Below are 25,909 nucleotides of genomic sequence, written 5' to 3' on the forward strand. Positions count from 1 at the left end.
GGAGTAAGTAATGGAACTAATGGTTAAAGGTGCCGATGCACTAACTGTTTCCGAAACTACTTTCGGACGTGAGTTTAACGAAGCTCTTGTACACCAAGTAGTTGTTGCGTACGCAGCAGGTGCTCGTCAAGGTACTCGTGCTCAAAAAACACGTTCAGAAGTTTCTGGCGGTGGCGCTAAGCCATGGCGTCAAAAAGGTACTGGCCGTGCGCGTGCTGGTACAATTCGTAGCCCAATCTGGCGTACAGGTGGTGTTACTTTTGCTGCGAAACCACAAGATCACAGCCAAAAAGTAAACAAAAAAATGTACCGTGGTGCTATGAAGAGCATTCTTTCTGAGCTTGTTCGTCAAGAGCGTCTAATCGTTGTTGATAACTTCTCAGTTGAAGCACCAAAGACTAAAGAGCTAGTTGCTAAGCTTAAAGAGCTTGAGCTAACTGACGCTCTAATCGTGACTAGCGAAGTAGATGAGAATCTATTCCTAGCTGCTCGTAACCTATACAAAGTTGACGCACGTGATGTTGCTGGTATCGATCCAGTATCTCTAATCGCGTTTGACAAAGTTGTAATGACTGCAGAAGCAGTTAAGCAAGTAGAGGAAATGCTAGCATGATCACTGAAGAGCGTATCCTAAAAGTTCTACGTGCACCGCACATCTCTGAAAAAGCAACTATGGCAGCTGAGAAAGCGAACACTATCGTTTTCAAAGTAGCTAAAGATGCGACTAAAAAAGAGATCAAAGCAGCTGTAGAAAAGCTATTTGAAGTTGAAGTTAAGTCTGTAAATACTCTTATCACTAAGGGTAAGACCAAACGTCAAGGTCTACGCCAAGGTCGCCGCAGCGACGTTAAGAAAGCGTACGTTACTTTGAAAGAAGGTCAAGATCTTGACTTCGTTGGCGGCGCGGAATAACAGGAGTAGTTAAAAATGGCTATTGTTAAATGTAAGCCGACTTCCCCTGGTCGTCGTCACGTTGTTAAAGTTGTTAACGCTGACCTACACAAGGGCAAGCCATACGCACCTCTTCTAGAGAAAAACTCTAAGAACGGTGGTCGTAACAACAAGGGTCGTATCACAGTACGTCACATCGGCGGTGGTCACAAGCACCACTACCGTGTAGTTGACTTCAAACGTACTAAAGATGGTATTCCAGCGACAGTTGAGCGTCTTGAATACGATCCAAACCGTAGCGCAAACATTGCTCTAGTTCTTTACAAAGACGGTGAGCGTCGCTACATCCTAGCACCTAAAGGTGTTGTAGCTGGTGATGTTATTCAGTCTGGTGTTGATGCACCAATCAAAGCTGGTAACACTCTACCAATGCGTAATATCCCAGTAGGTTCAACAGTACATAACGTTGAACTTAAGCCTGGTAAAGGTGGTCAGCTAGCTCGTTCGGCTGGTGCTTACGCTCAAATCGTTGCTCGCGACGGTGCGTACGTAACTATCCGTCTACGTTCTGGCGAGATGCGCAAAGTTCTTTCTGAAGGCCGTGCAACAATCGGTGAAGTTGGTAACTCTGAGCACATGCTACGTGAACTTGGTAAAGCAGGTGCATCACGTCATCGCGGTATCCGTCCAACGGTTCGTGGTGTTGTAATGAACCCGATTGACCACCCACATGGTGGTGGTGAAGGCCGTACTTCTGGTGGTCGTCACCCAGTATCTCCTTGGGGTATGCCTACTAAAGGCTTCAAGACTCGTAAGAACAAACGCACTGACAAGTACATCGTACGTCGTCGTAACAAGTAATCTATATAAAGAGGAATCGCCATGCCACGTTCTCTCAAGAAAGGTCCTTTTATTGACCTACACTTGCTGAAGAAGGTAGAGAAAGCGGTGGAAAGCGGAGACAAAAAGCCTATTAAGACTTGGTCCCGTCGTTCAATGATCATCCCTACGATGATCGGTTTGACCATCGCTGTCCATAATGGTCGTCAGCACGTACCAGTATTTGTAACTGATGAAATGATCGGTCACAAACTGGGTGAATTCGCACCAACACGTACTTACCGCGGTCACGCTGCGGATAAGAAAGCTAAGAAGCGCTAAGGAGTAGATAATGGAAGCAATTGCTAAACATAACTTTGCTCGCATTTCGCCTCAGAAAGCTCGCTTAGTTGCGGATCTAATCCGTGGTAAATCTGTTGACCAAGCTCTAGAAATCTTAACGTTCAGCAACAAAAAAGCTGCTGCACTAGTTAAGAAAGTTCTAGAGTCTGCTATCGCTAACGCGGAGCACAACGAAGGTGCAGATATTGACGATCTGAATGTCGCAAAAATCTTTGTAGATGAAGGCCCAACCATGAAGCGTATTATGCCTCGTGCTAAAGGTCGTGCGGATCGTATCTTGAAGCGTTCAAGCCACATCACTGTTGTTGTAGCAGATCGCTAGAGACTAGGAGAGTAAGCAATGGGTCAAAAAGTACATCCAAATGGTATTCGTCTAGGCATCGTTAAGCCTTGGAATGCTACATGGTTTGCTAACACCAAAGATTTCGCTGACAACCTAGACGGCGACTTCAAGGTACGTCAGTTCCTTACAAGTGAACTGAAAAAAGCGTCTCTATCACGTATCGTTATCGAGCGTCCTGCTAAGAGCATCCGTGTGACTATTCACACTGCTCGTCCAGGCGTTGTTATCGGTAAGAAAGGTGAAGACGTTGAGAAGCTACGCGCAGCTGTAGCTAAAATTGCAGGTGTACCAGCGCAAATTAACATCGCTGAAGTACGTAAGCCTGAACTAGATGCGCAACTTGTTGGTGACAGCATCGCGTCTCAGCTAGAGCGTCGTGTTATGTTCCGTCGTGCTATGAAGCGCGCAGTACAAAACGCAATGCGCCTAGGCGCTAAAGGTATCAAAGTGGAAGTAAGCGGTCGTCTAGGCGGCGCTGAAATCGCACGTTCAGAGTGGTACCGTGAAGGCCGTGTGCCTCTACACACTCTACGTGCTGACATTGATTACGCAACTTCTTCGGCTCACACTCAATACGGTGTGATCGGCATTAAAACTTGGATCTTCAAAGGTGAAATCCTAGGTGGTATGCCAGCAGCTAACGCTGTAGAGCCTAAAGGCGACAAGCCTAAGAAGCAGCGTAAAGGCCGTAAGTAAGGAGTCGACAGATGCTACAACCTAAACGTACTAAGTTCCGTAAGGTTCAGACTGGTCGTAACCGTGGTCTAGCTAAAGGTACTGATGTAAGCTTCGGCGAATTCGGTCTTAAAGCTGTTGGCCGTGGTCGTCTAACTGCTCGTCAAATCGAAGCGGCACGTCGTGCAATGACACGTCACGTTAAGCGTCAAGGTAAAATCTGGATCCGTGTGTTCCCAGACAAACCAATCACAGAAAAACCACTTGAAGTTCGTCAAGGTAAGGGTAAAGGTAACGTTGAGTACTGGGTAGCCCAAATCCAACCTGGTAAGGTTATGTACGAAATGGGTGGTGTACCTGAAGAATTGGCACGTGAAGCGTTCCGTCTTGCGGCACGTAAACTGCCTTTCAAAACTACATTTGTAACTAAGCAGGTGATGTGATGAAAGCACAAGATCTACGCGAGAAAAGCGTTGAAGAGCTTAACGCTGAGCTAATGAATTTGCTACGCGAACAGTTCAACTTGCGCATGCAAGCTGCGACTGGTCAACTACAGCAAACTCATACTCTGAAAGCTGTACGCCGTGATATCGCACGTGTGAAAACTGTTTTGACTGAGAAGGCAGGCGCATAATGAGCGAAGTAAAACGTACTCAACAAGGTCGTGTTGTTAGCGACAAGATGGACAAGTCTATCACTGTTGCTATCGAACGTTTCGTAAAACACCCAATCTACGGTAAATACGTAAAACGTACGACTAAAGTACACGCACATGACGAGAACAACGAGTGTGGCCTAGGCGACACAGTTGAAATCGCAGAGTGTCGTCCACTGTCTAAGACTAAGTCTTGGACTTTGGTAAAAGTTCTAGAAAAGGCGAAGATTTAATCTCGTTAATTCTATGAAACTAAAGCGGCTCCAAAATATTTTTGGAGCCGTTTATTTTTTGACTACCCAATCACAAAAAAGGGTGGTACAATTCGCGTCCCTTTTAAAGAGGCAGCCCGACCCGTGATGGGTCTAGTTATTAATATTTAGCGGAGCACTAACATGATCCAAATGCAAAGTATGCTGGACGCAGCTGATAACTCAGGCGCACGCAGCGTAATGTGTATTAAGGTTCTGGGTGGCTCTCACCGCCGTTATGCACATATCGGTGACGTCATCAAAGTTACTGTGAAGGAAGCAATCCCTCGCGGTAAAGTTAAAAAAGGTGATGTTCTGAAGGCGGTGGTAGTGCGCACCCGTAAAGGCGTACGTCGTCCTGACGGTTCTGTCATTCGCTTCGACCGAAATGCTTGCGTATTGCTAAACGACAATACTGAGCAACCAATCGGTACACGTATCTTTGGTCCTGTGACACGCGAACTTCGTGGCGATAAGTTCATGAAGATCGTTTCACTGGCTCCAGAAGTTCTGTAAGGAGCACGTAGAAATGGCAGCTAAAATCCGTCGTAATGACGAAGTAATCGTTCTTGCTGGTAAAGACAAAGGCAAGAAAGGTAAAGTAACTAAGGTTCTAGCAACTGGTAAAGTTATCGTTGAAGGTATCAACCTAGTTAAGAAACATCAGAAACCTGTTCCAGCTATGGGTATCCAAGGCGGTATCGTAGAGCAAGAAGCAGCTATCGACGTTTCTAACGTGGCTATCTTTAACGCAGCTACTGGTAAAGCTGACCGTATCGGTTTCCGTTTTGAAGACGGCAAAAAAGTTCGTTTCTTCAAGTCTAACGGCGAAACCGTTTCTAACTAATAGAAGTAATTTGGAGTTCTACTATGGCGAAACTGCATGATTACTACAAGTCGTCTGTAGTCGCTGAACTGACCAAACAGTTCGGTTACACAAGCGTCATGCAAGTCCCTAGAATCGAGAAAATCACCCTAAACATGGGTGTTGGTGAAGCAATTAACGATAAGAAACTGCTAGAAAATGCAGCGTCTGATATGGCAACGATCTCTGGTCAAAAGCCACTTATCACAAAAGCGCGCAAATCTGTTGCAGGTTTCAAAATCCGTGAAGGCTACCCTATCGGTTGTAAAGTAACCTTGCGTGGCGAACGTATGTGGGATTTTCTTGAGCGTTTAATTAACATCGCTCTTCCACGTGTACGTGACTTCCGTGGTGTTAGCGCTAAGTCTTTTGACGGTCGCGGTAACTACAGCATGGGCGTTCGCGAGCAAATCATCTTCCCGGAAATCGACTTTGATAAAGTTGATCGAGTACGCGGTCTAGACATCACTATTACGACGTCTGCTGGTACTGATGAGGAAGGCCGTGCTCTGCTGGCTGCCTTTAACTTCCCATTCCGTAAGTAAGGTGAAGGGTTACTGTTATGGCTAAAAATTCAATGAAAGCACGTGAAGCAAAACGTGCGAAGCTAGTAGCTAAGTTCGCTGAAAAGCGTGCAGCGCTAAAAGCTATCATCAGCGATGTAAACGCATCTGAAGAAGATCGTTGGAACGCGGTTCTTACACTGCAATCTCTTCCACGTGATTCAAGTGCATCACGTCAGCGCAACCGTTGCAACCAAACTGGTCGTCCACACGGTTACCTACGTAAGTTCGGTCTAAGCCGTATTAAGGTTCGTGAAGCTTGCATGAAAGGCGAGATTCCGGGTCTTCGTAAGGCTAGCTGGTAATTGCCACTTAATCATTTGGAGTAAATCATATGAGCATGCAAGATCCGATTTCGGATATGCTGACCCGCGTTCGTAACGGTCAGGCAGCAAACAAAGTTGCTGTAAAAATGCCTTCTTCAAAGCTTAAAGTTGCAATTGCTGCACTACTAAAAGCTGAAGGTTACATCGTTGACTTCGCTGTTGAAGGCGAAGCAAAACCTGAGCTAGAAGTTACACTTAAGTACTTCCAAGCTAAACCAGTAATCGAGCAACTTAAACGTGTTTCTCGTCCAGGTCTACGTGTTTACAAGAAGAAAGATGAACTTCCTTCTGTAATGGGTGGTCTTGGTATTGCTATCGTTTCTACTTCCAAGGGTCTTATGTCAGACCGCGCTGCACGTAAAGCAGGTCTTGGTGGTGAAATCATCGCTTACGTAGCTTAATAAGGAGTAGACTATGTCTCGTGTTGCAAAAGCACCTGTCGCTATTCCAGCTGGCGTAGAGGTGAAACTAAACGGCCAAGAAATCACTGTAAAAGGTGCGAAAGGCGAACTAACTCGCGTTCTTAACAACGCAGTTGTAATCGCTCAGGAAGAAAATAACCTGACTTTCGGTCCTAAAGAAGGTGTTGCTAACGCATGGGCTCAAGCAGGTACTGCTCGCGCTCTAGTTAACAACATGGTTGTTGGTGTTACTGAAGGCTTTACTAAGAAGCTAACTCTTAAAGGTGTAGGTTACCGTGCTGCTATCAAAGGCAACGCTGTAGGTCTAACACTAGGCTTCTCACACCCAGTTGAGCACGAGTTGCCAGCGGGTATTAAAGCTGAATGTCCAAGCCAAACTGAAATCGTGATCACTGGTGCTGACAAGCAACTAGTTGGTCAAGTTGCGGCTGACATTCGTTCTTACCGTGAGCCTGAGCCATACAAAGGCAAAGGTGTTCGTTACGCAGATGAAAATGTGCGTACTAAAGAAGCTAAGAAGAAGTAAGGTAACACTATGGATAAGAAAGCATCTCGCATCCGTCGTGCTACACGTGCACGTCGTAAGATTGCAGAACTGGGTGCGACTCGCCTAGTTGTACACCGTACTCCTCGTCACGTGTACGCACAGGTTATCGCGGCTAATGGCTCTGAGGTTATCGCAGCAGCTTCTACTGTAGAAAAAGCGATCCGTGAGCAAGTGAAATACACTGGTAACGTTGATGCAGCTAAGGCAGTGGGTAAAGCTATTGCTGAGCGCGCTCTAGAGAAGGGCGTAACTGCAGTTGCATTTGATCGTTCTGGTTTCCAATACCACGGTCGAGTAGCGGCGCTAGCAGAATCTGCTCGCGAAGCTGGTCTGAAATTCTAAGGTAGGGTTGGAAGATGGCTAAAGAACAACAAGTTCAAGCGAATGATTTGCAAGAAAAGCTAATCGCAGTTAACCGTGTTTCTAAAACGGTTAAAGGTGGTCGAATCATGAGCTTCACTGCACTAACAGTAGTTGGTGACGGTAACGGTCGTGTAGGTTTCGGTTACGGCAAAGCTCGTGAAGTACCTGCAGCGATTCAAAAAGCAATGGAAAAAGCGCGTCGTAACATGACTACGATCGCTCTAAACGAAGGCACTCTTCACCACCCAGTGAAAGGTCGCCATTCGGGCTCTAAAGTTTACATGCAGCCTGCTGCAGAAGGTACTGGTGTTATCGCAGGTGGTGCGATGCGTGCAGTACTAGAAGTTGCTGGTGTACACAACGTACTATCTAAAGCTTACGGTTCTACGAACCCTATCAACATCGTTCGTGCAACGATCGATGCACTAGGTAGCATGAAGTCACCAGAAATGGTTGCTGCTAAACGTGGTCTAACTGTTGAATCTATTTCGGAGTAAGAACACCATGGCAACTATTAAAGTAACTCAAACTAAAAGCTCAATTGGTCGTCTGCCAAAGCACAAAGCTACTTTGCGCGGTCTAGGTCTTCGTAAAATCAACCACACAGTAGAACTTGAAGATACTCCGTGTATTCGCGGTATGATCAACAAGGTTTACTACATGGTTAAAGTTGAGGAGTAATCAGAATGCGTTTGAATACTCTAGCACCGGCTGCTGGCGCGAAAACTTCTGCGAAGCGAGTAGGTCGTGGTATCGGTTCAGGCCTAGGTAAAACTGGTGGCCGTGGTCACAAAGGTCAAAAATCACGTTCTGGCGGCAGTGTTCGTCCAGGTTTCGAAGGCGGTCAGATGCCTCTGAAACAACGTCTACCAAAATTCGGTTTCACTTCTCGTAAGAGCCTAGTGTCTGCTGAAGTTCGTCTAGCTGAGCTAGCGAAAGTTTCTGGTGACGTAGTTGATCTAAACAGTCTTAAAGCTGCTAACATCATCACTAAGAACATCGAATTTGTAAAAGTTGTTCTTTCTGGTGAAATCAACAAAGCAGTGACTGTTAAAGGTCTACGTGTGACTAAAGGCGCTAAAGCTGCAATCGAAGCTGCAGGCGGTAAAATCGAGGAATAATCTCGAGGAACGAGGTACAGATGGCTAAGAAACCAGGACAAGATTTTCGTAGTGCTCAGAGCGGCTTAAGTGAACTAAAGTCGCGCTTGTTATTCGTAATTGGTGCACTTTTAGTATTCCGAGCCGGCTCTTTTGTGCCGATTCCTGGTATTGACGCTGCTGTACTTGCCGATTTGTTCGAACAGCAAAAAGGTACCATCGTTGAAATGTTTAACATGTTCTCCGGTGGTGCTCTTGAGCGTGCATCTATATTAGCATTGGGCATCATGCCGTATATTTCGGCATCTATTGTTGTCCAATTGCTAACTGTAGTTCATCCAGCGTTAGCTGAACTCAAAAAAGAGGGTGAAGCAGGCCGTCGTAAGATAAGCCAATACACACGCTACGGCACGCTTGTACTTGCAACCTTCCAAGCTATAGGTATTGCAACTGGCCTACCAAACATGGTCGACAATCTGGTTGTTATCAACCAAACCATGTTTACGCTAATTGCTACCGTAAGTTTAGTAACCGGTACCATGTTCTTGATGTGGTTAGGTGAACAAATTACAGAGCGCGGAATTGGTAACGGTATTTCGATACTGATTTTTGCAGGTATTGTTGCTGGATTGCCTTCTGCAATCGGTCAAACAATCGAGCAAGCGCGTCAAGGTGAATTGCATGTACTTCTTCTGTTGCTAATCGCGGTATTAGCTTTTGCAGTAATTTACTTCGTTGTTTTCATGGAACGTGGTCAACGCCGAATCGTCGTTAACTATGCGAAACGTCAACAAGGTCGTAAAGTATTTGCTGCGCAAAGCTCGCATTTGCCTCTTAAAATTAACATGGCAGGTGTAATTCCAGCGATTTTTGCATCAAGTATTATCTTGTTCCCAGGAACATTGGCTCAGTGGTTTGGTCAAAACGGTGAGAGCAGCGCGTTCGGTTGGTTAACTGACGTGTCTTTGGCTCTTAGCCCAGGTCAACCGTTGTATGTAATGCTTTATGCAGCAGCAATTATCTTCTTCTGTTTCTTCTACACGGCGTTGGTTTTCAACCCGCGTGAAACAGCAGATAACTTGAAGAAGTCTGGTGCATTCGTACCCGGTATCCGCCCAGGTGAGCAGACAGCGAAATACATTGATAAAGTAATGACACGTTTAACCCTTGCTGGTGCACTGTACATTACCTTTATCTGTCTGATTCCCGAGTTCATGATGGTCGCGTGGAACGTACGTTTCTACTTCGGCGGTACATCGCTACTAATCGTAGTTGTTGTAATTATGGACTTTATGGCACAGGTACAGACTCATCTGATGTCTCAACAGTATGATTCTGTGTTGAAGAAAGCGAATCTGAAAGGCTACGGCCGTTAATCCGGCGGTAGACTCAGTTTCATTTACGGAGTTTAGCAATGAAAGTTCGTGCTTCCGTTAAAAAAATCTGCCGTAACTGTAAAGTAATCAAGCGTAACGGTGTCGTTCGCGTGATTTGCAGTGAGCCAAAGCACAAACAGCGCCAAGGCTAATTAGCAGAAATTTTTACTTGAAAATGAAGGTTGGGTCGAGTATATTCCTCGGCCTACCTTTTGCGTGCAAAAGAAGTAGTATTCCGCAGCGTATCCATAACGGGCTTTGCTGCGGCTAATTCTTTTATAGAAACACTTAGGAGTGAATAATGGCCCGTATAGCAGGCATTAACATTCCTGATCAGAAACATGCAGTAATCGCTCTAACAGCGATCTACGGCATCGGTAAAACTCGCTCTCAAGCTATCCTAGCTGAAGTGGGTATTGCTGAAAATGTTAAGATCAGTGAACTAACTGAAGAGCAGATCGATCAACTGCGTGATGGTGTAGCTAAGTACACTGTAGAAGGTGATCTACGTCGTGAAGTATCTATGAACATCAAGCGTCTTATGGACCTTGGCTGTTACCGTGGTCTTCGTCATCGTCGCAGTCTACCACTACGTGGACAGCGTACTAAAACCAACGCTCGCACCCGCAAGGGTCCGCGTAAGCCGATCAAGAAATAATCGGGAAGGTAGAGTACAATGGCTAAACAACCAACTCGCGCTCGTAAGCGCGTACGCAAGCAAGTTGCAGATGGCGTTGCGCACATCCATGCTTCTTTCAATAACACAATCGTAACCATTACTGACCGTCAAGGTAACGCTCTTGCATGGGCTACTGCAGGTGGTTCTGGTTTCCGTGGTTCTCGTAAGTCTACTCCGTTCGCTGCACAGGTTGCTGCTGAGCGTTGTGCTGAAATGGCTAAAGAATACGGCCTAAAGAACTTGGAAGTTATGGTTAAGGGTCCTGGTCCAGGTCGCGAATCTACTGTTCGTGCACTAAACGCCGCTGGTTTCCGCATCACAAACATCGTTGATGCTACACCAATCCCTCATAACGGTTGTCGTCCACCTAAGAAACGTCGCGTATAACGTTTCTAGGACAATTGGAGAAGAATCATGGCAAGATATTTGGGTCCTAAGCTGAAGCTTAGCCGTCGTGAAGGCACTGACTTATTCCTTAAGTCTGGTGTTCGCGCGATCGATACCAAGTGTAAAATTGATAACGCACCAGGTGTACACGGCGCTCGTCGCGGTCGTCTATCTGAGTATGGCGTTCAGCTTCGTGAGAAGCAAAAAGTACGTCGTATGTACGGCGTTCTAGAAAAACAATTCCGTAACTACTACAAAGAAGCTGCTCGCCTAAAAGGCAACACTGGTGAAAACCTACTTCAGCTTCTTGAAGGTCGTCTTGATAACGTAGTTTACCGCATGGGCTTTGGCGCAACTCGCGCAGAAGCACGTCAGCTAGTTAGCCACAAAGCTATCCTAGTAAACGGTAAAGTTGTAAACGTTCCTTCTTTCAAAGTAGCGGCTAATGACGTTGTTTCTATTCGCGAGAAAGCTAAACAGCAAGCTCGTATCAAAGCAGCTCTAGAAGTTGCTGAACAACGTGAAAAACCAACTTGGATTGAAGTAGATGGTGGCAAGATGGAAGGTACATTCAAGCGTATGCCTGAGCGTTCTGATCTATCAGCTGACATCAACGAACAATTGATCGTCGAGCTTTACTCTAAGTAAGGTTTAAACTAAAGAGAGGACACAATGCAGGGTTCTGTAACAGAATTTCTTAAGCCACGTCTAGTTGACATCGAACAAATCAGCTCGACTCACGCAAAAGTAACTCTTGAGCCATTAGAGCGTGGCTTTGGTCATACTCTGGGTAATGCACTTCGCCGCATCCTTCTATCTTCTATGCCAGGTTGTGCTGTAACAGAAGTAGAAATTGAAGGCGTACTTCATGAGTACAGCACGAAAGAAGGCGTTCAAGAAGATATTCTTGAAATTCTTCTAAACCTTAAAGGTTTGGCTGTGCGCGTTGCCGAAGGCAAAGATGAAGTGTTCATTACTTTGAACAAATCAGGCTCGGGCCCTGTGGTTGCAGGTGACATCACCCATGATGGTGATGTAGAGATCGCTAACCCTGAACACGTAATTTGTCACCTAACGGATGACAACGCTGAGATCGCAATGCGTATCAAAGTTGAACGTGGTCGTGGTTATGTTCCAGCTTCTGCGCGTATCCATAACGAAGAAGACGAGCGTCCTATCGGTCGCCTACTAGTAGATGCTACTTACAGCCCAGTAGACAAAATTGCCTACGCTGTAGAAGCAGCTCGTGTAGAACAGCGTACTGATCTAGACAAGCTTGTTATCGATATGGAAACAAACGGTACTCTAGAACCTGAGGAAGCAATCCGTCGTGCAGCTACAATCCTAGCTGAACAATTGGATGCATTCGTAGATCTTCGTGATGTACGAGTTCCTGAGGAGAAGGAAGAGAAGCCAGAATTCGATCCGATCCTACTGCGTCCTGTAGACGATCTTGAACTAACAGTTCGCTCTGCTAACTGTTTGAAAGCAGAAGCGATTCACTACATCGGTGATCTAGTACAACGTACTGAGGTTGAGCTACTTAAAACGCCTAACCTTGGTAAAAAATCTCTTACTGAGATTAAAGACGTACTTGCGTCACGTGGTCTGTCTCTGGGCATGCGCCTAGAAAACTGGCCACCTGCATCAATCGCTGAAGATTAATCGATACTAGTTAGAAGGATTAGGTCATGCGCCATCGTAAGAGTGGTCGTCAACTCAACCGCAACAGCTCACATCGCAAAGCGATGTTCAGCAACATGGCTAGCTCTCTAGTACGTCATGAAGTTATCAAGACTACTTTGCCAAAAGCAAAAGAGCTACGTCGCGTAGTTGAGCCTTTGATTACACTAGCTAAGACTGACAGTGTTGCTAACCGTCGTCTAGCATTTGCACGTACTCGTGACAACGAAGTAGTTGCAAAACTATTTAACGAACTAGGTCCACGTTTTGCTGCTCGTCAGGGCGGTTACACTCGTATCCTAAAAGCTGGCTTCCGTGCTGGTGATAAAGCTCCAATGGCTTACATTGAGCTTGTAGATCGCCCAGCTGCTGAAGAAGCTGCTGAGTAATCAGTTCGTAAGAACGAGAAAGCCGAGCATTAGCTCGGCTTTTTTGTATCTGTAATTCAGTAAACCTTTATATCCAGCCTGCATTTATTTCAACCCATGCAGACTGGCAATTTAAAAAGTGATTATCACTTGTGCTTATTTACTAGTATTCCACAACCCGCCCAACGAACTTAGAAGCCCTTCGCTAGCGCCTTGCTTGTTCAAGTAATCCAAGATGACTGGAGCAAACTGACTGATCATAGATGGGTCTAAACCTAACGTATCGAATGCACTTTTTACTGCACTGATATTCTCAATATTTCCTAGTAAGCTTTGTGCTCCTTGCAAGTTTGAAAGTCCAGGAATCAAAGACTGTAATTCACTACTATTTTCTTGCGAAAGCTGGCTTTGAGCCAAAGCGAGTAGCGCACCACTGCCTCCGGCTGCTTGCTCAGTGGATACTGGTAATTGGCTAGTTAGCATGTCTGTTAATGGAGATGACTCGGTGTTCAAGCTGCTGCCGACCATGTCCATCAGGCCACTTTCTTTACTTTTTTGAGTGACTGAATCTAAGAATGCGTGCGCACTACCAATGTTGATTGATAGGAGTGCTAGAGTTAGGAGTGTTTTACGCATAGTACCTCCAAAGGTTGAGCGTTTTTTAAAAGTGATTTTATTTTTAAAGGCTATCAGAGTGAAAGGTTCAGAGGTGAGAAAGTCTATTCAGTTTAGACAAAAAAAACGGCGCTAGTGCGCCGTTTTATTTAATCATAATTGAAAATGGTTTCAATTAGATAATATCTAATAGTTCTACTTCGAAAACTAAAGCTGCAAATGGAGGGATAGCCGCACCAGCGCCACGCTCACCGTACGCAAGATCTTGTGGTACGTATAGCTTCCACTTAGAGCCAACAGGCATTAGTTGTAGTGCCTCTACCCAACCTTTGATTACACCTGTAACAGGGAATTCAGCAGGTTGACCGCGAGATACAGAGCTATCGAATACAGTACCGTCAGTTAGCTCACCGTGGTAGTGAACGCGAACTGAGCTTTCTGCTGTAGGAACTGCACCAGTACCTTCAGAAATGATTTCGTACTGAAGACCAGAGTCTAGAACGTTAACTTCAGGTCGTAGAGCGTTGTCTTTTAGGAACGCTTCGCCTTCTGCTGCCGCAATTTTTGCTGCTTCTTGGCGAGCTGTTTCTGCACGAGTGTGAAGTTCTTGTAGTGCTTTGTTGATTTCATCAATTTCGATTGATGGCATGTCACCAGTTAGTGCTGTTGCAATACCTGCTGCGATAGCATCAACGCTAAGACCTTCAAGACCAGAGCCTGCAAGTTGCTGACCCATTTGCAGACCAATGCCGTAGCTTGCTTTTTGTTCTGCAGTTTCAAATTTAATTTCAGACATGAATGTCGCTCTTATTAGGAGTGATAAAAGTAACAGGATATCAGTTTCGAGCTTAGGTTTAAATGATTGCGACTGAATGCTTAATTGAGGCGGCCAGGTTGTGACTTATCTCTTACTCCAAGTGAAATTTCTGCTAATTTAATCCCAATTCCATTTTAGTTTGGTGAAAAACATATACTCTCCGCGTCGGTATTTTTATACTGGCCGTAGAAGTATTAAGGGACTCATTACAATGAATCGTCGCAGAAAGAAAAAGCAGCAAGTCGACTATGTCGAATTGGTTAAACAAAAATTCGCTGCTATCGACTGGAAGCAGCCGTTCAACAAAGAGCAATGGTTGGAGCGTATACTGCCTGTTAAGCAGTTTTGGTTGCGTCTGCCTAAATTTCATCAGCGTGCTTTGATGGTCTTGGTGCCATTGATTCTGGTACTCCTTGTTATTCCTTTGCCGAATAAAACAGACCAGCCAGTTGAGCAGACTGAGGTCGATCATCAACGCGTAGCGATTGAGCTGAACGCGCAGAGTTTAAGCCAGCAGAGAACCTCTCAGAACTCTGGACCGAAATCTGAAGACTGGAAAGAGTACACGGTTAAAAATGGTGATACATTAGCGCAGGTTTTCAGAAGTAATCAGCTCTCTATGGCGGATCTTAGCGCTCTGGTCAAAATAGAAGGCAGTGATAAGCCGCTAAGCCAAATAAAGCAGGGACAGTTGATTCGCTTTAAGCTTAGTGACGAAGGTGAGTTAGATATGCTACAGCTGGAAAAAAGCGGGCGGTCCGTTATGTTTTTCCGTTTATCGGATGGGACCTTTGGACGTAACAAGTAAACGCTTCAAATGAAAAGACGCGAAGATATCGCGTCTTTTTAGTCAGTTTTTCATAGCGATTAGTTTTCATAGTAACCAATCGAGTTGAAGCTTATAGCGCTACGGATTCTTTCCGCATATCCACATGAGGGATACCATCTTCAAGATAGCACTCTGAGATAACCTTGAATCCATGACTAGCATAAAACTGGATGAGGTGTTCTTGAGCACCTATATCTATTGTTTGTCCTGGCCATAATGTTTCGCATTGTGCCAAGGCCTTGTCCAATAACTTATGACCTAAGCCACCGCCTCGCGCGGTCTGCTTTGTCACCACTCGACCAATACTCACATTGTCATACGTGGTGCCTGCGGGCAGTAATCGTGCGCAAGCAACCAGTTCATCACCGTGATAGCCTATTAGATGATAAACGCCTTCGAGTGTGTCCTTACCATCCAGTTCAGGATAAGGGCAGGTTTGTTCAACAACGAATACATCCACACGCAATTTCATCATTTCATACAGCTGTGTGGTTGTTAGCTGAGCAAAGGGCAAAGTAATCCAAGTGAGCATGTTGTTATCCGTAATGAGAATAGAGTGACTGACTTTACTTTGTTTTGAGCTCATACTCATTAACAAAGGTTAATTAGCACTGGTTTTCCCACCAAATCTGGTGATAATGTGCCCTCTTTCCATCTCACCTGAGGATATCCCCGTGAGCAAACAAACATTCGATCAAGTTGGGCTGAACCCAGCGTTACTCGCCACACTTGATTCCCTGAACTATACCCACATGACGCCAATTCAAGCTTTGAGCTTGCCTGCAATCCTAAAACATCGTGATGTCATCGGGCAGGGTAAAACGGGCTCAGGTAAAACCGCTGCATTTGGTTTAGGGGTTTTATCGAACCTCAACGTCAAACGCTTTCGTGTCCAGTCATTAGTATTGTGTCCAACACGTGAGCTTGCAGACCAAGTAGCGAAGGAAATTCGTACTTTAGGTCGCGGCATTCATAATATTAAAGTGCTTACTCTCTGCGGTGGGATGCCTATGGGGCCACAAATTGGTTCGTTAGAGCATGGTGCGCATATCCTAGTTGGTACTCCTGGTCGTATTTTGGATCACCTTGAAAAAGGCCGAATTGATCTTAGCGAACTGAATACCTTGGTGCTAGATGAAGCTGATCGCATGTTGGACATGGGTTTCCAAGACGCATTAGATGCAATCATCGATGCAGCGCCAAAGCAGCGTCAAACTCTACTTTTCAGTGCTACTTTTCCAGAAAAAATTGAGCAAATTGCGCAGCGTATAATGCAGACACCGGAAGTGATTAAGGTGGAATCGACGCATGATACCTCAAGCATTGCGCAGTACTTCTATAAAGTTGAAGGCTCGGAAGCACGTGATGAAGCATTGGCGAATTTGCTGCTGACTCACCAGCCAGAGTCCGCGGTGGTTTTTTGTAATACCAAAAAAGAAGTGCAAAGTGTCGCAGATGAGTTGCATCACAAAGGATTCAGCGTTATCGATATCCATGGGGACTTAGAGCAGCGTGAACGCGACCAAGCATTGGTGCAGTTTGCTAACAAGAGTGTGTCTATCCTTGTTGCAACAGACGTTGCAGCGCGTGGTTTGGACGTTGATAATCTTGATGCTGTCTTTAACTTTGAGCTATCGCGCGATCCTGAGGTTCATGTGCACCGTATTGGTCGTACAGGTCGTGCGGGTAGTAAAGGTTTAGCGTTCAGCTTTTTTGGTGAGAAAGACGGTTTACGTGTAGCTCGTATTGAAGAATACCTAGAGATGGACGTGGTACCAGCAACATTGCCTGCCAAATCAAATCAGCAGCCATACCAAGCGAAGATGGTTACGATTAACATTGATGGCGGTAAGAAACAGAAAGTACGACCGGGTGATATTTTAGGTTGTTTGACAGGAAAAAATGGTATTCCAGGCTCTCAAGTCGGAAAGATTCACCTGTTCCCTGTACGCGCTTATGTTGCCGTCGAAAAGTCTGTGGCTAAAAAGGCTCTACAGACCATTAGTAACGGCAAGATGAAAGGGCGCCAATTCCGGGCGCGAATTCTTAAATAGCTCAAATAGCAGAGAAAAAGCTCTTCGTTTGAAGAGCTTTTTTCTTTTTTGAGTTTATTTGAGAGTGTGATCTTTGGTTAAGCGCGCTTTGATTCGGCTCAAACTGATTGGCGTAATGCCCAGGTAGGCCGCAATTTGACTATCGGTAATACGTTGCTTTAAATCTGGGTAATGAGCGCAAAATAATTGATATCGTTCTTCTGGAGAGTAGAGCAACATAAAGCGTTCTTTGTTCTCTTTATTAATCAGTTGGTTTTCGAGTAGCTTTAAGTAAATGGCGTGCTTTTCTGCTCGCCAGTGATGCAACGTTTCAATTGGCAAGCAAAATAGCTGACAAGCGCTCAGCGTTTCCAATAAGTAAGGCGAAGGTTGGTCCTTTATTATGCTCTCAAACCCGATAACCCAGTCCTTCTCCCAATAAAATTCTTTACTGAATTCTTTGCCGTGCTCAGTAAGATAGCTTGCGTGGCATAACCCCTCAATGATGAAGTAAAGGTGTGAGCTAAACTCCCCTTGGTGATTAAGAATGTGGCGTGTAGGCAGTTCGAGCAACTCACCATTTTCAATAAGTTGGTTTGCTTCTGTCTCTAAAAAGCCATGTTTGACTAAGTCTGAAAAAAGATCGCTGTGCATGTGATAACTCAGAAACGGTTTTCTTTATTTTAACGGGTTTTATTGATAACAAAAAAGCGGCTCATGAGAGCCGCTTAGTGTTGTTGTCAAATCAACCTTATTTATTCAGATCGATTTGATAAATTGCGAAACCAATGTCGTCTGTTGACACGCGTTTCATTGGGTATTGTCCTTTCTCTTTGATGAACTGCGCCGCTTTATCGCTAGGGGAGGTTTCGAAACGAATATCTAGCTTGTTATCGGACTTAATCGGTGCGAAAGACCAGTTGTTGTCAGCGCTTGGTGTCACTTCTCCTTTTTCTTCACTCACGCGAGAAATATAAGTGGCGACGACAGAGCGGTTTTCATCTGGTGCGTCAAATGCAATGAAATCTGGGCCTGTACCAGGGAAAGTATTGCTATAAGCACGGTAGTTATTGGTTGCGATGATGAAATCTTGCTTCGGATTGACAGGCTTACCATTGAACGTCAGGTTCACAATACGCTGAGAATCTGGATTAATCACTTTACAATCCGCATCGTACTTCGGCGGTTGGGTAACGTCGATTTGGTAGTTAACCCCGTCAATAACATCGAAGTTGTAAGTACGGAAATTATCCCAGTCAATCAAAGATTGCGGTTTAGGATTGTTGATGTCGATGTGGTTGAATTGACCCGCACTGCACTCTAGCCATTCGCGAACTTCTTTACCTTTCACTTTCATCGCAACCAAGGTGTTTGGGTATAAGTAAAGATCGGCCGCATTACGGAAGGTGAGCTGACCGGATTCTACTTCTGTAAAGTTATTCGGATCGTTCTTACGACCGCCGACTTTAAATGGTGCTGCCGCACTCAGTACTGGAATGTCAGAAAGGTCTGGGTCGCCTTGAATAAAGCGTTCTACGTAGTCTTTCTGAGCAAGGTTAACGATTTGAATGGTGGGGTCGTCCTGCACTAATGCCAAGAAGCTGTACATGACATCATTTGCTTTGCCGATTGGTTGGTTTACAAATTCACGAGTGCCTTTGTGATCTTCTTCTAACGCTTTCACAATATCTTCATCGGCTTTAGCTAATGACTTCTTATTTACTTTATCGAAGATAGGGCGTGCTTCTGCTTGGCCTTCGACGACTTGCCATCTGCCGTCTTTCTCTTTCAGCATCAAATCCATCACACCTACGTGACTTCCCCAGCGGCCCGGCATCACGGACGTTACACCATTGATGGTCCCTTTATCTATATCAACACCAGGTAGGTTTGCGAAGTCTTTCCCTGGAAAGACGGCGTGAGAGTGGCCAAAAGCAATTGCATCAATACCTTCAACTTCTGTGAGGTAGTAAACAGAGTTTTCAGCACCTAGCTTGTATGGATCAGTAGAAATGCCCGAGTGTGGAATCCCCACAATCACGTCTGCGCCTTCTTTCTTCATTTGAGGAATCAGTTTCTCTGCTGTTTCCTTAATGTCTTTAGCAAAGACTTTGCCTTCTAAGTTCTTCTTATCCCACACCATAATTTGTGGTGGTACAAAGCCGATGTAACCCACTTTTATTTGATGCGCTTCGCCGTTTGTGTCTTTAAAAGTGTGAGTTTTGATGAGGTAAGGCTTGAAGTAATGCTCACCGGTTTGTTTATCAAATACGTTTGCGTTGATGTAAGGGAAGTTTGCCCCCTTCAACGTCTTTTGTAGAAAATCTAAGCCATAGTTGAACTCATGATTGCCAATGTTGCCCACATCGTAGTCTAGCTGGTTCATCGCTTTGTAGACTGGGTGCACGTCGCCGGGATTAATCCCCTTTGCTGCCATGTAATCGCCCATTGGGCTGCCCTGAATTAAATCACCGTTATCTACTAGTACCGTGTTTTCTGCCTCGGACTTAGCTTGTTTCACTATTGTCGCTGCGCGACTTAAACCGATTTGCTGTGATGGTTGGTCTTTGTAGTAATCGTAATCCATCACGTTGGTGTGAATGTCGGTGGTTTCGATAATACGAAGCTTGATGGTATCGGCCATTACTGGGCCAGCAAGCGTTAGCATGCCACTTAATACTGCGAGGGAAATAGGATGAACTGCCACTTTCATTTGGTGCTCCAATTCAATGATAAGGGGAAATCGTACTGCGTAATGTATCAAACACAGATGCAACTCGATGATAAAGATACAGAAAACTGTGAACATTAATCAGTTTACTGAACCTTATTCATATTAACCGCCGACTTTTTCACGCTTTTGAATGAGACCAAACAAAAACTTCTTAGCAGATTTTTGAATAAAAAATGAAATTTTAGAATTTCAGGTAATATAAACGCCCCGCCATAATGCTTGCATAACGATATCAATGGACGATGAGCAAGCACATGGCAACGAACGATTCAGTCACTTCTTTTCCTAAACCAAAGCCCCGGTTAGTTTCTGACAACCCAGTCGCTGGTGTTACTCGTTTTGCAAAGCAATCGCTACAGCCTGGTGAAGTCGCCTTAGTAGGTGCAGGACCAGGCGATCCTGAACTTCTGACGGTGAAAGCACTGAACTGCTTGCAGCAAGCTGACGTGGTTTTGTACGACTACTTGGTGTCTGAAGAAATCATGGCATTGATTCCAAGCGATACGATTTTGGTGTGCGTTGGGAAGCGAGCTGGGCATCACAGTGTGCCGCAGGAGAAGACGAATCAGCTTTTGGTGGATTTTGCCAAGCAGGGCTACAAAGTAGTGCGCATTAAAGGTGGTGATCCGTTTGTATTTGGTCGTGGTGGTGAAGAGTTAGAAGTGCTTGCTGATGCCGGCGTTCGTTTTCAAGTTGTCCCTGGCATTACCGCAGCAGCTGGCGCAACCGCTTATGCTGGTATTCCACTGACTCATCGTGATTATGCGCAATCGGCCATCTTTGTGACTGGCCACTTGAAAGAAGAAAGTGATGAGATGGATTGGTCCACGTTGGCGCGTGGGAATCAGACTTTAGTGATCTACATGGGGCTGATGAAATCACACTATATTCAGAATCAACTCATTAAGCATGGTCGTTCAGCGTCGACTCCGATTGCCATTATTGAGCGTGGCACGCAGATTCAACAAAAAGTATTTACGGGAGAACTCTCCCAACTCTCTGATTTATCGAAGGAAGCACAGTCGCCATCTTTGATTGTTGTCGGAGAGGTAGTGCGACTGTCTCAAAAGTTAGACTGGTTTTTGTCTAGTACTGAATTCAACAAAAGTGCTATTGCCAACTCCATATAATTTCAGACCAAAGATTAGAGACGTAATGCGCCTTCAAGCTTAAAAAGGAAATACAAAACATGGACCAACAACGTTTAACTCACCTTAAACAACTCGAAGCGGAGAGTATCCACATCATCCGTGAAGTTGCGGCTGAGTTTGATAACCCAGTCATGATGTATTCGATTGGTAAAGACTCATCAGTGATGCTGCACCTAGCGCGTAAAGCTTTTTACCCAGGTAAGATTCCATTTCCATTGCTGCATGTCGACACCGATTGGAAGTTCCGCGAGATGATTGAATTTCGTGATCGCACCGCGGCCAAATACGGTTTTGAGCTTTTGGTACATAAGAATCCAGAAGGTCTAGCCATGGGCTGTAGTCCGTTTGTTCATGGTTCTTCTAAGCACACTGACATCATGAAGACTCAAGGCTTAAAACAAGCGCTGAACAAGTACGGTTTTGATGCGGCCTTTGGTGGCGCGCGCCGCGACGAAGAGAAATCACGGGCGAAAGAGCGCGTGTATTCATTCCGCGATAAGAACCATACATGGGACCCTAAAAACCAACGTCCTGAGCTATGGAAGACGTACAACGGTCAGGTTAATAAGGGTGAGAGCATTCGTGTATTCCCGCTGTCTAACTGGACTGAGCTTGATATCTGGCAATACATCTATTTAGAAAACATCGAGATCGTGCCGCTTTACCTCGCGGACAAACGCCCAGTTGTTGAACGCGATGGCATGCTGATCATGGTTGATGATGATCGTATGGAGCTTCAACCGGGTGAAGTGATTGAAGAGAAGAGTGTGCGCTTCCGTACCCTTGGTTGTTATCCATTGACTGGGGCCATCGAGTCTGAAGCAAACACTTTAACTGGCATTATCGAAGAGATGCTGGTGGCAACGTCGAGTGAGCGCCAAGGCCGAGCGATCGACCACGATCAGTCAGGATCGATGGAGCTTAAGAAACGTCAAGGTTACTTCTAAGGATCTAAGGAAAGATAATGAACAGTGCAGTTGAAGCTCAATTAGCCGAGCTTGGTATCGAAGGCTATTTAACACAACACCAGTACAAGTCGTTACTTAGATTCTTGACTTGTGGCTCGGTGGATGACGGTAAAAGTACATTAATCGGTCGCTTACTCCATGACTCAAAACAAATTTATGAAGATCAGCTAGCGGCAGTGCACTCAGACAGCCAACGTGTGGGTACCACGGGTGAAAAGCCTGACCTTGCGTTGTTGGTCGATGGCTTACAAGCTGAGCGCGAGCAGGGGATCACGATTGATGTGGCTTACCGCTATTTCTCGACGCAGAAACGTAAATTCATCATTGCAGATACTCCTGGACACGAGCAGTACACACGTAACATGGCTACAGGTGCATCGACATGTGACTTAGCTGTGATTCTGGTTGATGCACGTAAGGGCATTCTCGATCAAACTCGTCGTCACTCTTTCATTTCCAACCTGTTGGGTTTGAAGCACTTTGTTGTGGCGATCAACAAGATGGACTTAGTGGATTACTCCCAAGAGCGCTTTGAAGAGATCCGCGACGAGTATTTGAAGTTCTCTGAGAATCTGACAGGGGATATTGATATTCAAATCATCCCGATCTCAGCGCTTGAAGGGGACAATGTGGTGGATAAAGGCCAAAACCTGACTTGGTTTAAAGGCCCATCATTGCTTGAGCTTCTTGAAACGGTCGATGTGGATCAAGAAAAAGGCGCGGGTGAATTCCGCTTCCCTGTGCAATACGTTAATCGCCCTAACCTAGATTTCCGTGGTTTTGCGGGGACCATTTCTTCTGGCTCGATCAAAGTCGGTGATGCAATTAAAGCATTGCCATCGGGTAAAACGTCAACTGTGGCACGTATTGTGACCTTTGATGGTGATATCGAAGAAGCTCGTGCCGGATTAGCTGTCACTCTGACGCTAAGCGATGAGATCGATATTAGCCGTGGCGACTTAATTGTTCTAGATAATGCTCAAGTGGAAACCACAAACCATTTGCTTGCCGATGTGGTGTGGATGACAGAGCAACCCCTGCAACCGGGTCGTGACTATGACATCAAAATCGCAGGTAAGAAAACCGTAGGTCATGTTGAAGCGATTCGTCATCAATATGACATTAATAATCTCTCGACTCATAGCTCGGCAGAGCTGCCATTGAATGGTATTGGTTTGTGTGAATGGTCTCTTAATGAGTCAGTCGCGCTGGACAATTATCAAGACTGTGCAGATACCGGTGGCTTTATCATTATCGATCGTCTGACAAACGTGACGGTTGGTGCCGGCATGGTTAAAGAGAGCCTCGCCGTGGTTGAGCGCGATTTGACGGACATCTCTGCGTTTGAAGTTGAGCTTAATGCGCTTGTCCGTAAACACTTCCCACACTGGGAAGCAAAAGACGTCAGCCAGTTTCTGAAAAAGTAACTGGCTTACCCAAGTACGATAATTTCAGGCTCTGTCTGCTGTTGTACTTGGGGCGTCGCTACCTAACTGAATTGCGAAATGTCGTTAGGTATTCTCCTAATACCAGAATGCTTCGGTGGAGCCCAAGAAAACCGAGCATTCTGATGTTCTTTTCGCTTGCGCTGATTTTTGTCTGTTTACTCGTTTGTCGGTGTTTCATGGATAAATGAGTCGTTGTTGTGCCCTTTGGGGCTATTTGGTAAGGAAAGGCTATGTGGGAACAAGGGTTTGTGTTAGCGATTTTGCTTGGCATTATCACTTGCTTGCTTGTCACGAAAATTAAGCCTAGTTACGTCTTTGCGGGTGCCGCTTTTATTGCATTCATGGCAGGGATGATGGATTCAGCCACTATCGCATCCAATTTTACCAACTCTTCATTGTTAACCCTGGTTTTATTGATTCTTGCATCCTGTGCTCTAGAAAAAACACTGCTGATCAGTTGGGTGAGCCGAAGTATCTCTGAGGGTCAGTTAGGCAGCGTGATTGCTAAGCTCGGTGTGTCGACCGCCTTGCTTTCTTCATTTACGAATAATACCGCTGTGGTTGTCTCATTGATTGGGGCGATTAAGCGTAATCAGCAGCATGCACCTTCGAAATTACTTATTCCCTTGTCTTACGCCGCCATTTTTGGTGGCACGTTAACTTTGATTGGTACGTCGACTAACTTAATCATCAACAGCTTTGTCGAAGACGCAGGCTTACCGAGCCTGAGCTTTTTTACACCTACGATGATAGGTTTGGCTGTGCTGGTGGGAGGGATGCTGATTCTTATCCCGCTCAGCTACTTGCTACCGAATTATGATGATCAAAACCAAGAAGATTTACCTTACTTTCTTGAGTCTCGCGTTGAGCCTGGATCACCGCTAGTTGGGCGTACGATCAGCGAGAATAATTTACGTGCGCTGCGCAAACTGTTTCTTGCAGAAGTGGTGCGCGATGGTGTTACTGTTTCTTCTGTGGGACCGGATTTTGTGCTCAATGCAAAAGACCGCCTGTTATTTTGTGGCGATGTTGAGAGCGTCGCGACCCTGCAAGAAATTCCGGGCCTCAAGTTGTTTGGTCAGCAGCACTTAAATGGGCAAAACTTTATCGAAGTTGTGGTGAGCTCGTCGGCGACGTTTTGCTACAAAACCCTCAAAGAGAGCCGATTCCGCGACCGATTCGATGCCGTTGTTGTGGCGATTCGCCGAGGCCACGAACGCCTAGAAGGTGGCTTGGGTAGCATTACCTTAGCGCCTGGGGACACGTTAGTTCTGGTTCCAGGAAAGCGTTTTGAGTCTGAACGCCGAGCTCATCGTAAAGAGTTTGTTTTAGTGCATGACTTGGACTCTAGCGCTCGGCTTGATACGAATAAGTCTTCCATTGTATTACTGGGCTTTGCAGCCGTAATTGGATGCGCTCTATTAGAGTTAGTGCCGATTATTAAAGGTCTAGCTGCGTACCTTATCGCGCTTATTGCGTTTGGTATTGTGCAGATTTCAGAACTGCGCCGCCGTTTTCCGATCGATATCGTCGTGATTGTCGGTTCCGCTTTGTCTATTGCTCAACTGATGATCTCTTCTGGATTGTCAGAAAGAATGGGAGTGATGTTTATTGAAGCGTTTAATGGCTGGGGAGTATTTGGTGCCTTGGTGGCGACTTATATCATGACATTGGTACTCACTGAATTGGTGACAAACAATGCCGCGGCTGCGCTTTCTTTTCCTATCGGCTATAGCATGGCGGTGGGTTATGGCGTGGATCCGATGCCATTCATCATGGCGGTTTTGTTCGGCGCGAGTGCGAGCTTTATCTCTCCCTACGGTTACCAAACTAACCTGCTGGTGTACAGCGTAGGAAATTACAAATTGACCGACTACGTGAGAATTGGAGTGCCAATTTCGATTGTGTACTCTGTATTAGTACTTACTTTGATCCCGGTCTTTTTCCCGTTTTAATTCCGATATTTACAAGGATACGTTATGACTGCCGAAACGACGGTAAAAGATGAAAACATTGTTTGGCACCAGCATTCGGTTGATAAACAGTTTCGTGCTGAATTAAAGAAGCAAAAACCTGCCGTATTGTGGTTCACTGGTTTATCTGGAGCGGGTAAATCAACCGTAGCAGGGGCGTTGGAAAATCGCCTTGCAGCATTGGGTTACCACACCTATTTATTGGATGGTGACAATGTACGACATGGTTTGTGTAGCGATTTAGGTTTTTCTGAACAGGACCGTCGCGAGAACATTCGTCGTATTGGTGAACTGGCGAAGTTGATGGCAGATGCGGGTTTAATTGTTCTGTCGGCGTTTATTTCACCGCATCGTGCAGAGCGGAAGTTAGTACGCGATTTATTGCCAGAAGGCGAGTTTATCGAAGTGTATGTCAATGCATCTCTAGAGGTTTGCGAAGGTCGAGATCCTAAGGGTTTATACCGTAAAGCCCGTGCGGGAGAGATTCCTAATTTCACTGGTATTGATTCGGAATATCAAGCGCCAGAGAACCCTGAAATCGATTTGCCCGCGGGAGAAAAGAGTGTCGATGAGCTGGTGGATTTGTGCTTAATCGATCTTAAACAACGCGGTGTGATCCGATAAAAAAGCATTTAGATCATAGGTGACCTAAAGCTCTTTGAGCA

38 protein-coding genes are annotated in these 25,909 nt (G+C 45.5%); 33 read left to right on the forward strand and 5 right to left on the reverse strand.

All coding sequences use genetic code 11. The features are described 5' to 3' along the window. Positions 1–10: 10 nt before the first annotated feature. The 26 genes from rplD to rplQ all read left to right on the forward strand — a co-directional run bounded on the left by rplD (position 11) and on the right by rplQ (position 12,697). Complete coding sequence (gene rplD / locus L3V37_RS09535; protein ID WP_005379556.1) at positions 11–613, forward strand: 50S ribosomal protein L4; 603 nt, start codon at positions 11–13, stop codon at positions 611–613. Beyond that, positions 610–912 carry a 50S ribosomal protein L23 gene (rplW, locus tag L3V37_RS09540; RefSeq protein ID WP_004398471.1) on the forward strand — a complete coding sequence of 101 codons (303 nt, stop codon included), beginning with the start codon at positions 610–612 and terminating at the stop codon, positions 910–912. The genes rplD and rplW overlap by 4 nt, the downstream gene beginning before the upstream one ends. A 15-nt stretch (positions 913–927) precedes the next feature. Continuing rightward, positions 928–1,752, forward strand: coding sequence for a 50S ribosomal protein L2 (gene rplB / locus L3V37_RS09545; protein WP_005383168.1), 825 nt, complete (start codon positions 928–930; stop codon positions 1,750–1,752). A gap of 21 nt (positions 1,753–1,773) precedes the next feature. After that, positions 1,774–2,052: a 30S ribosomal protein S19 gene (rpsS, locus tag L3V37_RS09550; protein ID WP_004394525.1), complete on the forward strand. Its 279-nt coding sequence runs from the start codon at positions 1,774–1,776 to the stop codon at positions 2,050–2,052. Positions 2,053–2,062: 10 nt separating this feature from the next. Beyond that, the gene (gene rplV / locus L3V37_RS09555; RefSeq protein WP_005383164.1) at positions 2,063–2,395 is read left to right on the forward strand and encodes a 50S ribosomal protein L22; all 333 of its coding nucleotides are present in this window, start codon (positions 2,063–2,065) and stop codon (positions 2,393–2,395) included. 18 nt (positions 2,396–2,413) lie between these two features. After that, positions 2,414–3,112: a 30S ribosomal protein S3 gene (gene rpsC, locus L3V37_RS09560; RefSeq protein ID WP_005383161.1), complete on the forward strand. Its 699-nt coding sequence runs from the start codon at positions 2,414–2,416 to the stop codon at positions 3,110–3,112. 11 nt (positions 3,113–3,123) lie between these two features. Continuing rightward, complete coding sequence (gene rplP, locus L3V37_RS09565; RefSeq protein WP_005379577.1) at positions 3,124–3,534, forward strand: 50S ribosomal protein L16; 411 nt, start codon at positions 3,124–3,126, stop codon at positions 3,532–3,534. Beyond that, on the forward strand, positions 3,534–3,725 hold the full coding sequence (gene rpmC / locus L3V37_RS09570; RefSeq protein WP_005379576.1) for a 50S ribosomal protein L29: 192 nt from the start codon (positions 3,534–3,536) through the stop codon (positions 3,723–3,725). The genes rplP and rpmC overlap by 1 nt, the downstream gene beginning before the upstream one ends. Then, complete coding sequence (gene rpsQ, locus L3V37_RS09575; RefSeq protein ID WP_005379575.1) at positions 3,725–3,979, forward strand: 30S ribosomal protein S17; 255 nt, start codon at positions 3,725–3,727, stop codon at positions 3,977–3,979. The genes rpmC and rpsQ overlap by 1 nt, the downstream gene beginning before the upstream one ends. Before the next feature lie 162 nt (positions 3,980–4,141). After that, entirely contained in the window at positions 4,142–4,513 is a 372-nt protein-coding gene (gene rplN, locus L3V37_RS09580; RefSeq protein ID WP_004410450.1) for a 50S ribosomal protein L14, read from the forward strand. A gap of 13 nt (positions 4,514–4,526) precedes the next feature. Then, positions 4,527–4,844 carry a 50S ribosomal protein L24 gene (gene rplX / locus L3V37_RS09585; RefSeq protein WP_005379574.1) on the forward strand — a complete coding sequence of 106 codons (318 nt, stop codon included), beginning with the start codon at positions 4,527–4,529 and terminating at the stop codon, positions 4,842–4,844. 23 nt (positions 4,845–4,867) lie between these two features. After that, positions 4,868–5,407 (forward strand): 50S ribosomal protein L5, encoded by a 540-nt coding sequence (rplE, locus tag L3V37_RS09590; protein WP_005379573.1) that lies wholly within the window; start codon positions 4,868–4,870, stop codon positions 5,405–5,407. 17 nt (positions 5,408–5,424) lie between these two features. Further along, complete coding sequence (gene rpsN / locus L3V37_RS09595; protein ID WP_004410442.1) at positions 5,425–5,730, forward strand: 30S ribosomal protein S14; 306 nt, start codon at positions 5,425–5,427, stop codon at positions 5,728–5,730. 29 nt (positions 5,731–5,759) lie between these two features. Next, the gene (gene rpsH, locus L3V37_RS09600) at positions 5,760–6,152 is read left to right on the forward strand and encodes a 30S ribosomal protein S8 (RefSeq protein WP_005379572.1); all 393 of its coding nucleotides are present in this window, start codon (positions 5,760–5,762) and stop codon (positions 6,150–6,152) included. A gap of 13 nt (positions 6,153–6,165) precedes the next feature. Next, positions 6,166–6,699 carry a 50S ribosomal protein L6 gene (rplF, locus tag L3V37_RS09605; RefSeq protein ID WP_005379570.1) on the forward strand — a complete coding sequence of 178 codons (534 nt, stop codon included), beginning with the start codon at positions 6,166–6,168 and terminating at the stop codon, positions 6,697–6,699. 9 nt (positions 6,700–6,708) lie between these two features. Continuing rightward, positions 6,709–7,062 (forward strand): 50S ribosomal protein L18, encoded by a 354-nt coding sequence (gene rplR / locus L3V37_RS09610; RefSeq protein WP_005379568.1) that lies wholly within the window; start codon positions 6,709–6,711, stop codon positions 7,060–7,062. 14 nt (positions 7,063–7,076) lie between these two features. After that, the gene (gene rpsE, locus L3V37_RS09615; protein ID WP_004745894.1) at positions 7,077–7,580 is read left to right on the forward strand and encodes a 30S ribosomal protein S5; all 504 of its coding nucleotides are present in this window, start codon (positions 7,077–7,079) and stop codon (positions 7,578–7,580) included. 7 nt (positions 7,581–7,587) lie between these two features. Next, positions 7,588–7,764 (forward strand): 50S ribosomal protein L30, encoded by a 177-nt coding sequence (rpmD, locus tag L3V37_RS09620; RefSeq protein WP_005379565.1) that lies wholly within the window; start codon positions 7,588–7,590, stop codon positions 7,762–7,764. A gap of 5 nt (positions 7,765–7,769) precedes the next feature. Continuing rightward, the gene (gene rplO, locus L3V37_RS09625; RefSeq protein ID WP_005383155.1) at positions 7,770–8,204 is read left to right on the forward strand and encodes a 50S ribosomal protein L15; all 435 of its coding nucleotides are present in this window, start codon (positions 7,770–7,772) and stop codon (positions 8,202–8,204) included. Positions 8,205–8,224: 20 nt separating this feature from the next. Further along, positions 8,225–9,559 carry a preprotein translocase subunit SecY gene (secY, locus tag L3V37_RS09630; RefSeq protein WP_005379562.1) on the forward strand — a complete coding sequence of 445 codons (1,335 nt, stop codon included), beginning with the start codon at positions 8,225–8,227 and terminating at the stop codon, positions 9,557–9,559. A gap of 38 nt (positions 9,560–9,597) precedes the next feature. Then, complete coding sequence (rpmJ, locus tag L3V37_RS09635) at positions 9,598–9,711, forward strand: 50S ribosomal protein L36 (protein WP_000868186.1); 114 nt, start codon at positions 9,598–9,600, stop codon at positions 9,709–9,711. Positions 9,712–9,860: 149 nt separating this feature from the next. Then, complete coding sequence (rpsM, locus tag L3V37_RS09640) at positions 9,861–10,217, forward strand: 30S ribosomal protein S13 (RefSeq protein ID WP_005383154.1); 357 nt, start codon at positions 9,861–9,863, stop codon at positions 10,215–10,217. An 18-nt stretch (positions 10,218–10,235) separates the two neighbouring features. Continuing rightward, a complete protein-coding gene (rpsK, locus tag L3V37_RS09645) occupies positions 10,236–10,625 on the forward strand; it encodes a 30S ribosomal protein S11 (RefSeq protein ID WP_001118870.1) in 390 nt (129 codons plus the stop codon). A 27-nt stretch (positions 10,626–10,652) separates the two neighbouring features. After that, on the forward strand, positions 10,653–11,273 hold the full coding sequence (gene rpsD / locus L3V37_RS09650; RefSeq protein ID WP_005383146.1) for a 30S ribosomal protein S4: 621 nt from the start codon (positions 10,653–10,655) through the stop codon (positions 11,271–11,273). Between the two features lie 24 nt (positions 11,274–11,297). Further along, a complete protein-coding gene (rpoA, locus tag L3V37_RS09655) occupies positions 11,298–12,290 on the forward strand; it encodes a DNA-directed RNA polymerase subunit alpha (protein WP_005383143.1) in 993 nt (330 codons plus the stop codon). Between the two features lie 26 nt (positions 12,291–12,316). Continuing rightward, a complete protein-coding gene (gene rplQ, locus L3V37_RS09660; protein WP_005383141.1) occupies positions 12,317–12,697 on the forward strand; it encodes a 50S ribosomal protein L17 in 381 nt (126 codons plus the stop codon). A 135-nt stretch (positions 12,698–12,832) separates the two neighbouring features. Here the strand turns inward: rplQ and L3V37_RS09665 are convergent, their stop codons facing one another. Beyond that, entirely contained in the window at positions 12,833–13,312 is a 480-nt protein-coding gene (locus L3V37_RS09665) for a DUF2780 domain-containing protein (RefSeq protein WP_017820297.1), read from the reverse strand. Positions 13,313–13,466: 154 nt separating this feature from the next. Next, positions 13,467–14,087: an FKBP-type peptidyl-prolyl cis-trans isomerase gene (locus L3V37_RS09670; RefSeq protein WP_005383137.1), complete on the reverse strand. Its 621-nt coding sequence runs from the start codon at positions 14,085–14,087 to the stop codon at positions 13,467–13,469. A 232-nt stretch (positions 14,088–14,319) separates the two neighbouring features. Between L3V37_RS09670 and L3V37_RS09675 the strand changes: the two genes are divergently transcribed. Further along, positions 14,320–14,916 carry a LysM-like peptidoglycan-binding domain-containing protein gene (locus L3V37_RS09675; RefSeq protein ID WP_237306231.1) on the forward strand — a complete coding sequence of 199 codons (597 nt, stop codon included), beginning with the start codon at positions 14,320–14,322 and terminating at the stop codon, positions 14,914–14,916. A 91-nt stretch (positions 14,917–15,007) separates the two neighbouring features. Here the strand turns inward: L3V37_RS09675 and L3V37_RS09680 are convergent, their stop codons facing one another. Beyond that, positions 15,008–15,469, reverse strand: coding sequence for a GNAT family N-acetyltransferase (locus tag L3V37_RS09680; RefSeq protein WP_017820295.1), 462 nt, complete (start codon positions 15,467–15,469; stop codon positions 15,008–15,010). A gap of 142 nt (positions 15,470–15,611) precedes the next feature. Between L3V37_RS09680 and dbpA the strand changes: the two genes are divergently transcribed. After that, the gene (gene dbpA, locus L3V37_RS09685) at positions 15,612–16,991 is read left to right on the forward strand and encodes an ATP-dependent RNA helicase DbpA (protein ID WP_005379583.1); all 1,380 of its coding nucleotides are present in this window, start codon (positions 15,612–15,614) and stop codon (positions 16,989–16,991) included. 54 nt (positions 16,992–17,045) lie between these two features. Here the strand turns inward: dbpA and L3V37_RS09690 are convergent, their stop codons facing one another. Continuing rightward, a complete protein-coding gene (locus L3V37_RS09690; protein ID WP_213871821.1) occupies positions 17,046–17,624 on the reverse strand; it encodes a Crp/Fnr family transcriptional regulator in 579 nt (192 codons plus the stop codon). Between the two features lie 97 nt (positions 17,625–17,721). Further along, positions 17,722–19,683, reverse strand: a complete 1,962-nt coding sequence (gene cpdB / locus L3V37_RS09695) for a 2',3'-cyclic-nucleotide 2'-phosphodiesterase (RefSeq protein ID WP_237306232.1) — start codon at positions 19,681–19,683, stop codon at positions 17,722–17,724. A 275-nt stretch (positions 19,684–19,958) separates the two neighbouring features. Here cpdB and cobA point away from each other — a divergent pair, with 275 nt between their 5' ends. From cobA to cysC, 5 genes are all read left to right on the forward strand, one after another. After that, complete coding sequence (gene cobA / locus L3V37_RS09700; protein WP_031780800.1) at positions 19,959–20,834, forward strand: uroporphyrinogen-III C-methyltransferase; 876 nt, start codon at positions 19,959–19,961, stop codon at positions 20,832–20,834. A gap of 59 nt (positions 20,835–20,893) precedes the next feature. Beyond that, positions 20,894–21,802, forward strand: coding sequence for a sulfate adenylyltransferase subunit CysD (cysD, locus tag L3V37_RS09705; RefSeq protein ID WP_005379592.1), 909 nt, complete (start codon positions 20,894–20,896; stop codon positions 21,800–21,802). A 17-nt stretch (positions 21,803–21,819) separates the two neighbouring features. After that, on the forward strand, positions 21,820–23,250 hold the full coding sequence (cysN, locus tag L3V37_RS09710) for a sulfate adenylyltransferase subunit CysN (RefSeq protein WP_017633444.1): 1,431 nt from the start codon (positions 21,820–21,822) through the stop codon (positions 23,248–23,250). 251 nt (positions 23,251–23,501) lie between these two features. Beyond that, positions 23,502–25,226 (forward strand): SLC13 family permease, encoded by a 1,725-nt coding sequence (locus L3V37_RS09715; RefSeq protein WP_005379596.1) that lies wholly within the window; start codon positions 23,502–23,504, stop codon positions 25,224–25,226. Between the two features lie 24 nt (positions 25,227–25,250). Beyond that, positions 25,251–25,868, forward strand: a complete 618-nt coding sequence (gene cysC, locus L3V37_RS09720) for an adenylyl-sulfate kinase (protein WP_005379598.1) — start codon at positions 25,251–25,253, stop codon at positions 25,866–25,868. Positions 25,869–25,909 lie beyond the last annotated feature (41 nt).

Source organism: Vibrio sp. D54, from assembly GCF_021728075.1.
Taxonomy (GTDB): Bacteria; Pseudomonadota; Gammaproteobacteria; order Enterobacterales; family Vibrionaceae; genus Vibrio; species Vibrio alginolyticus.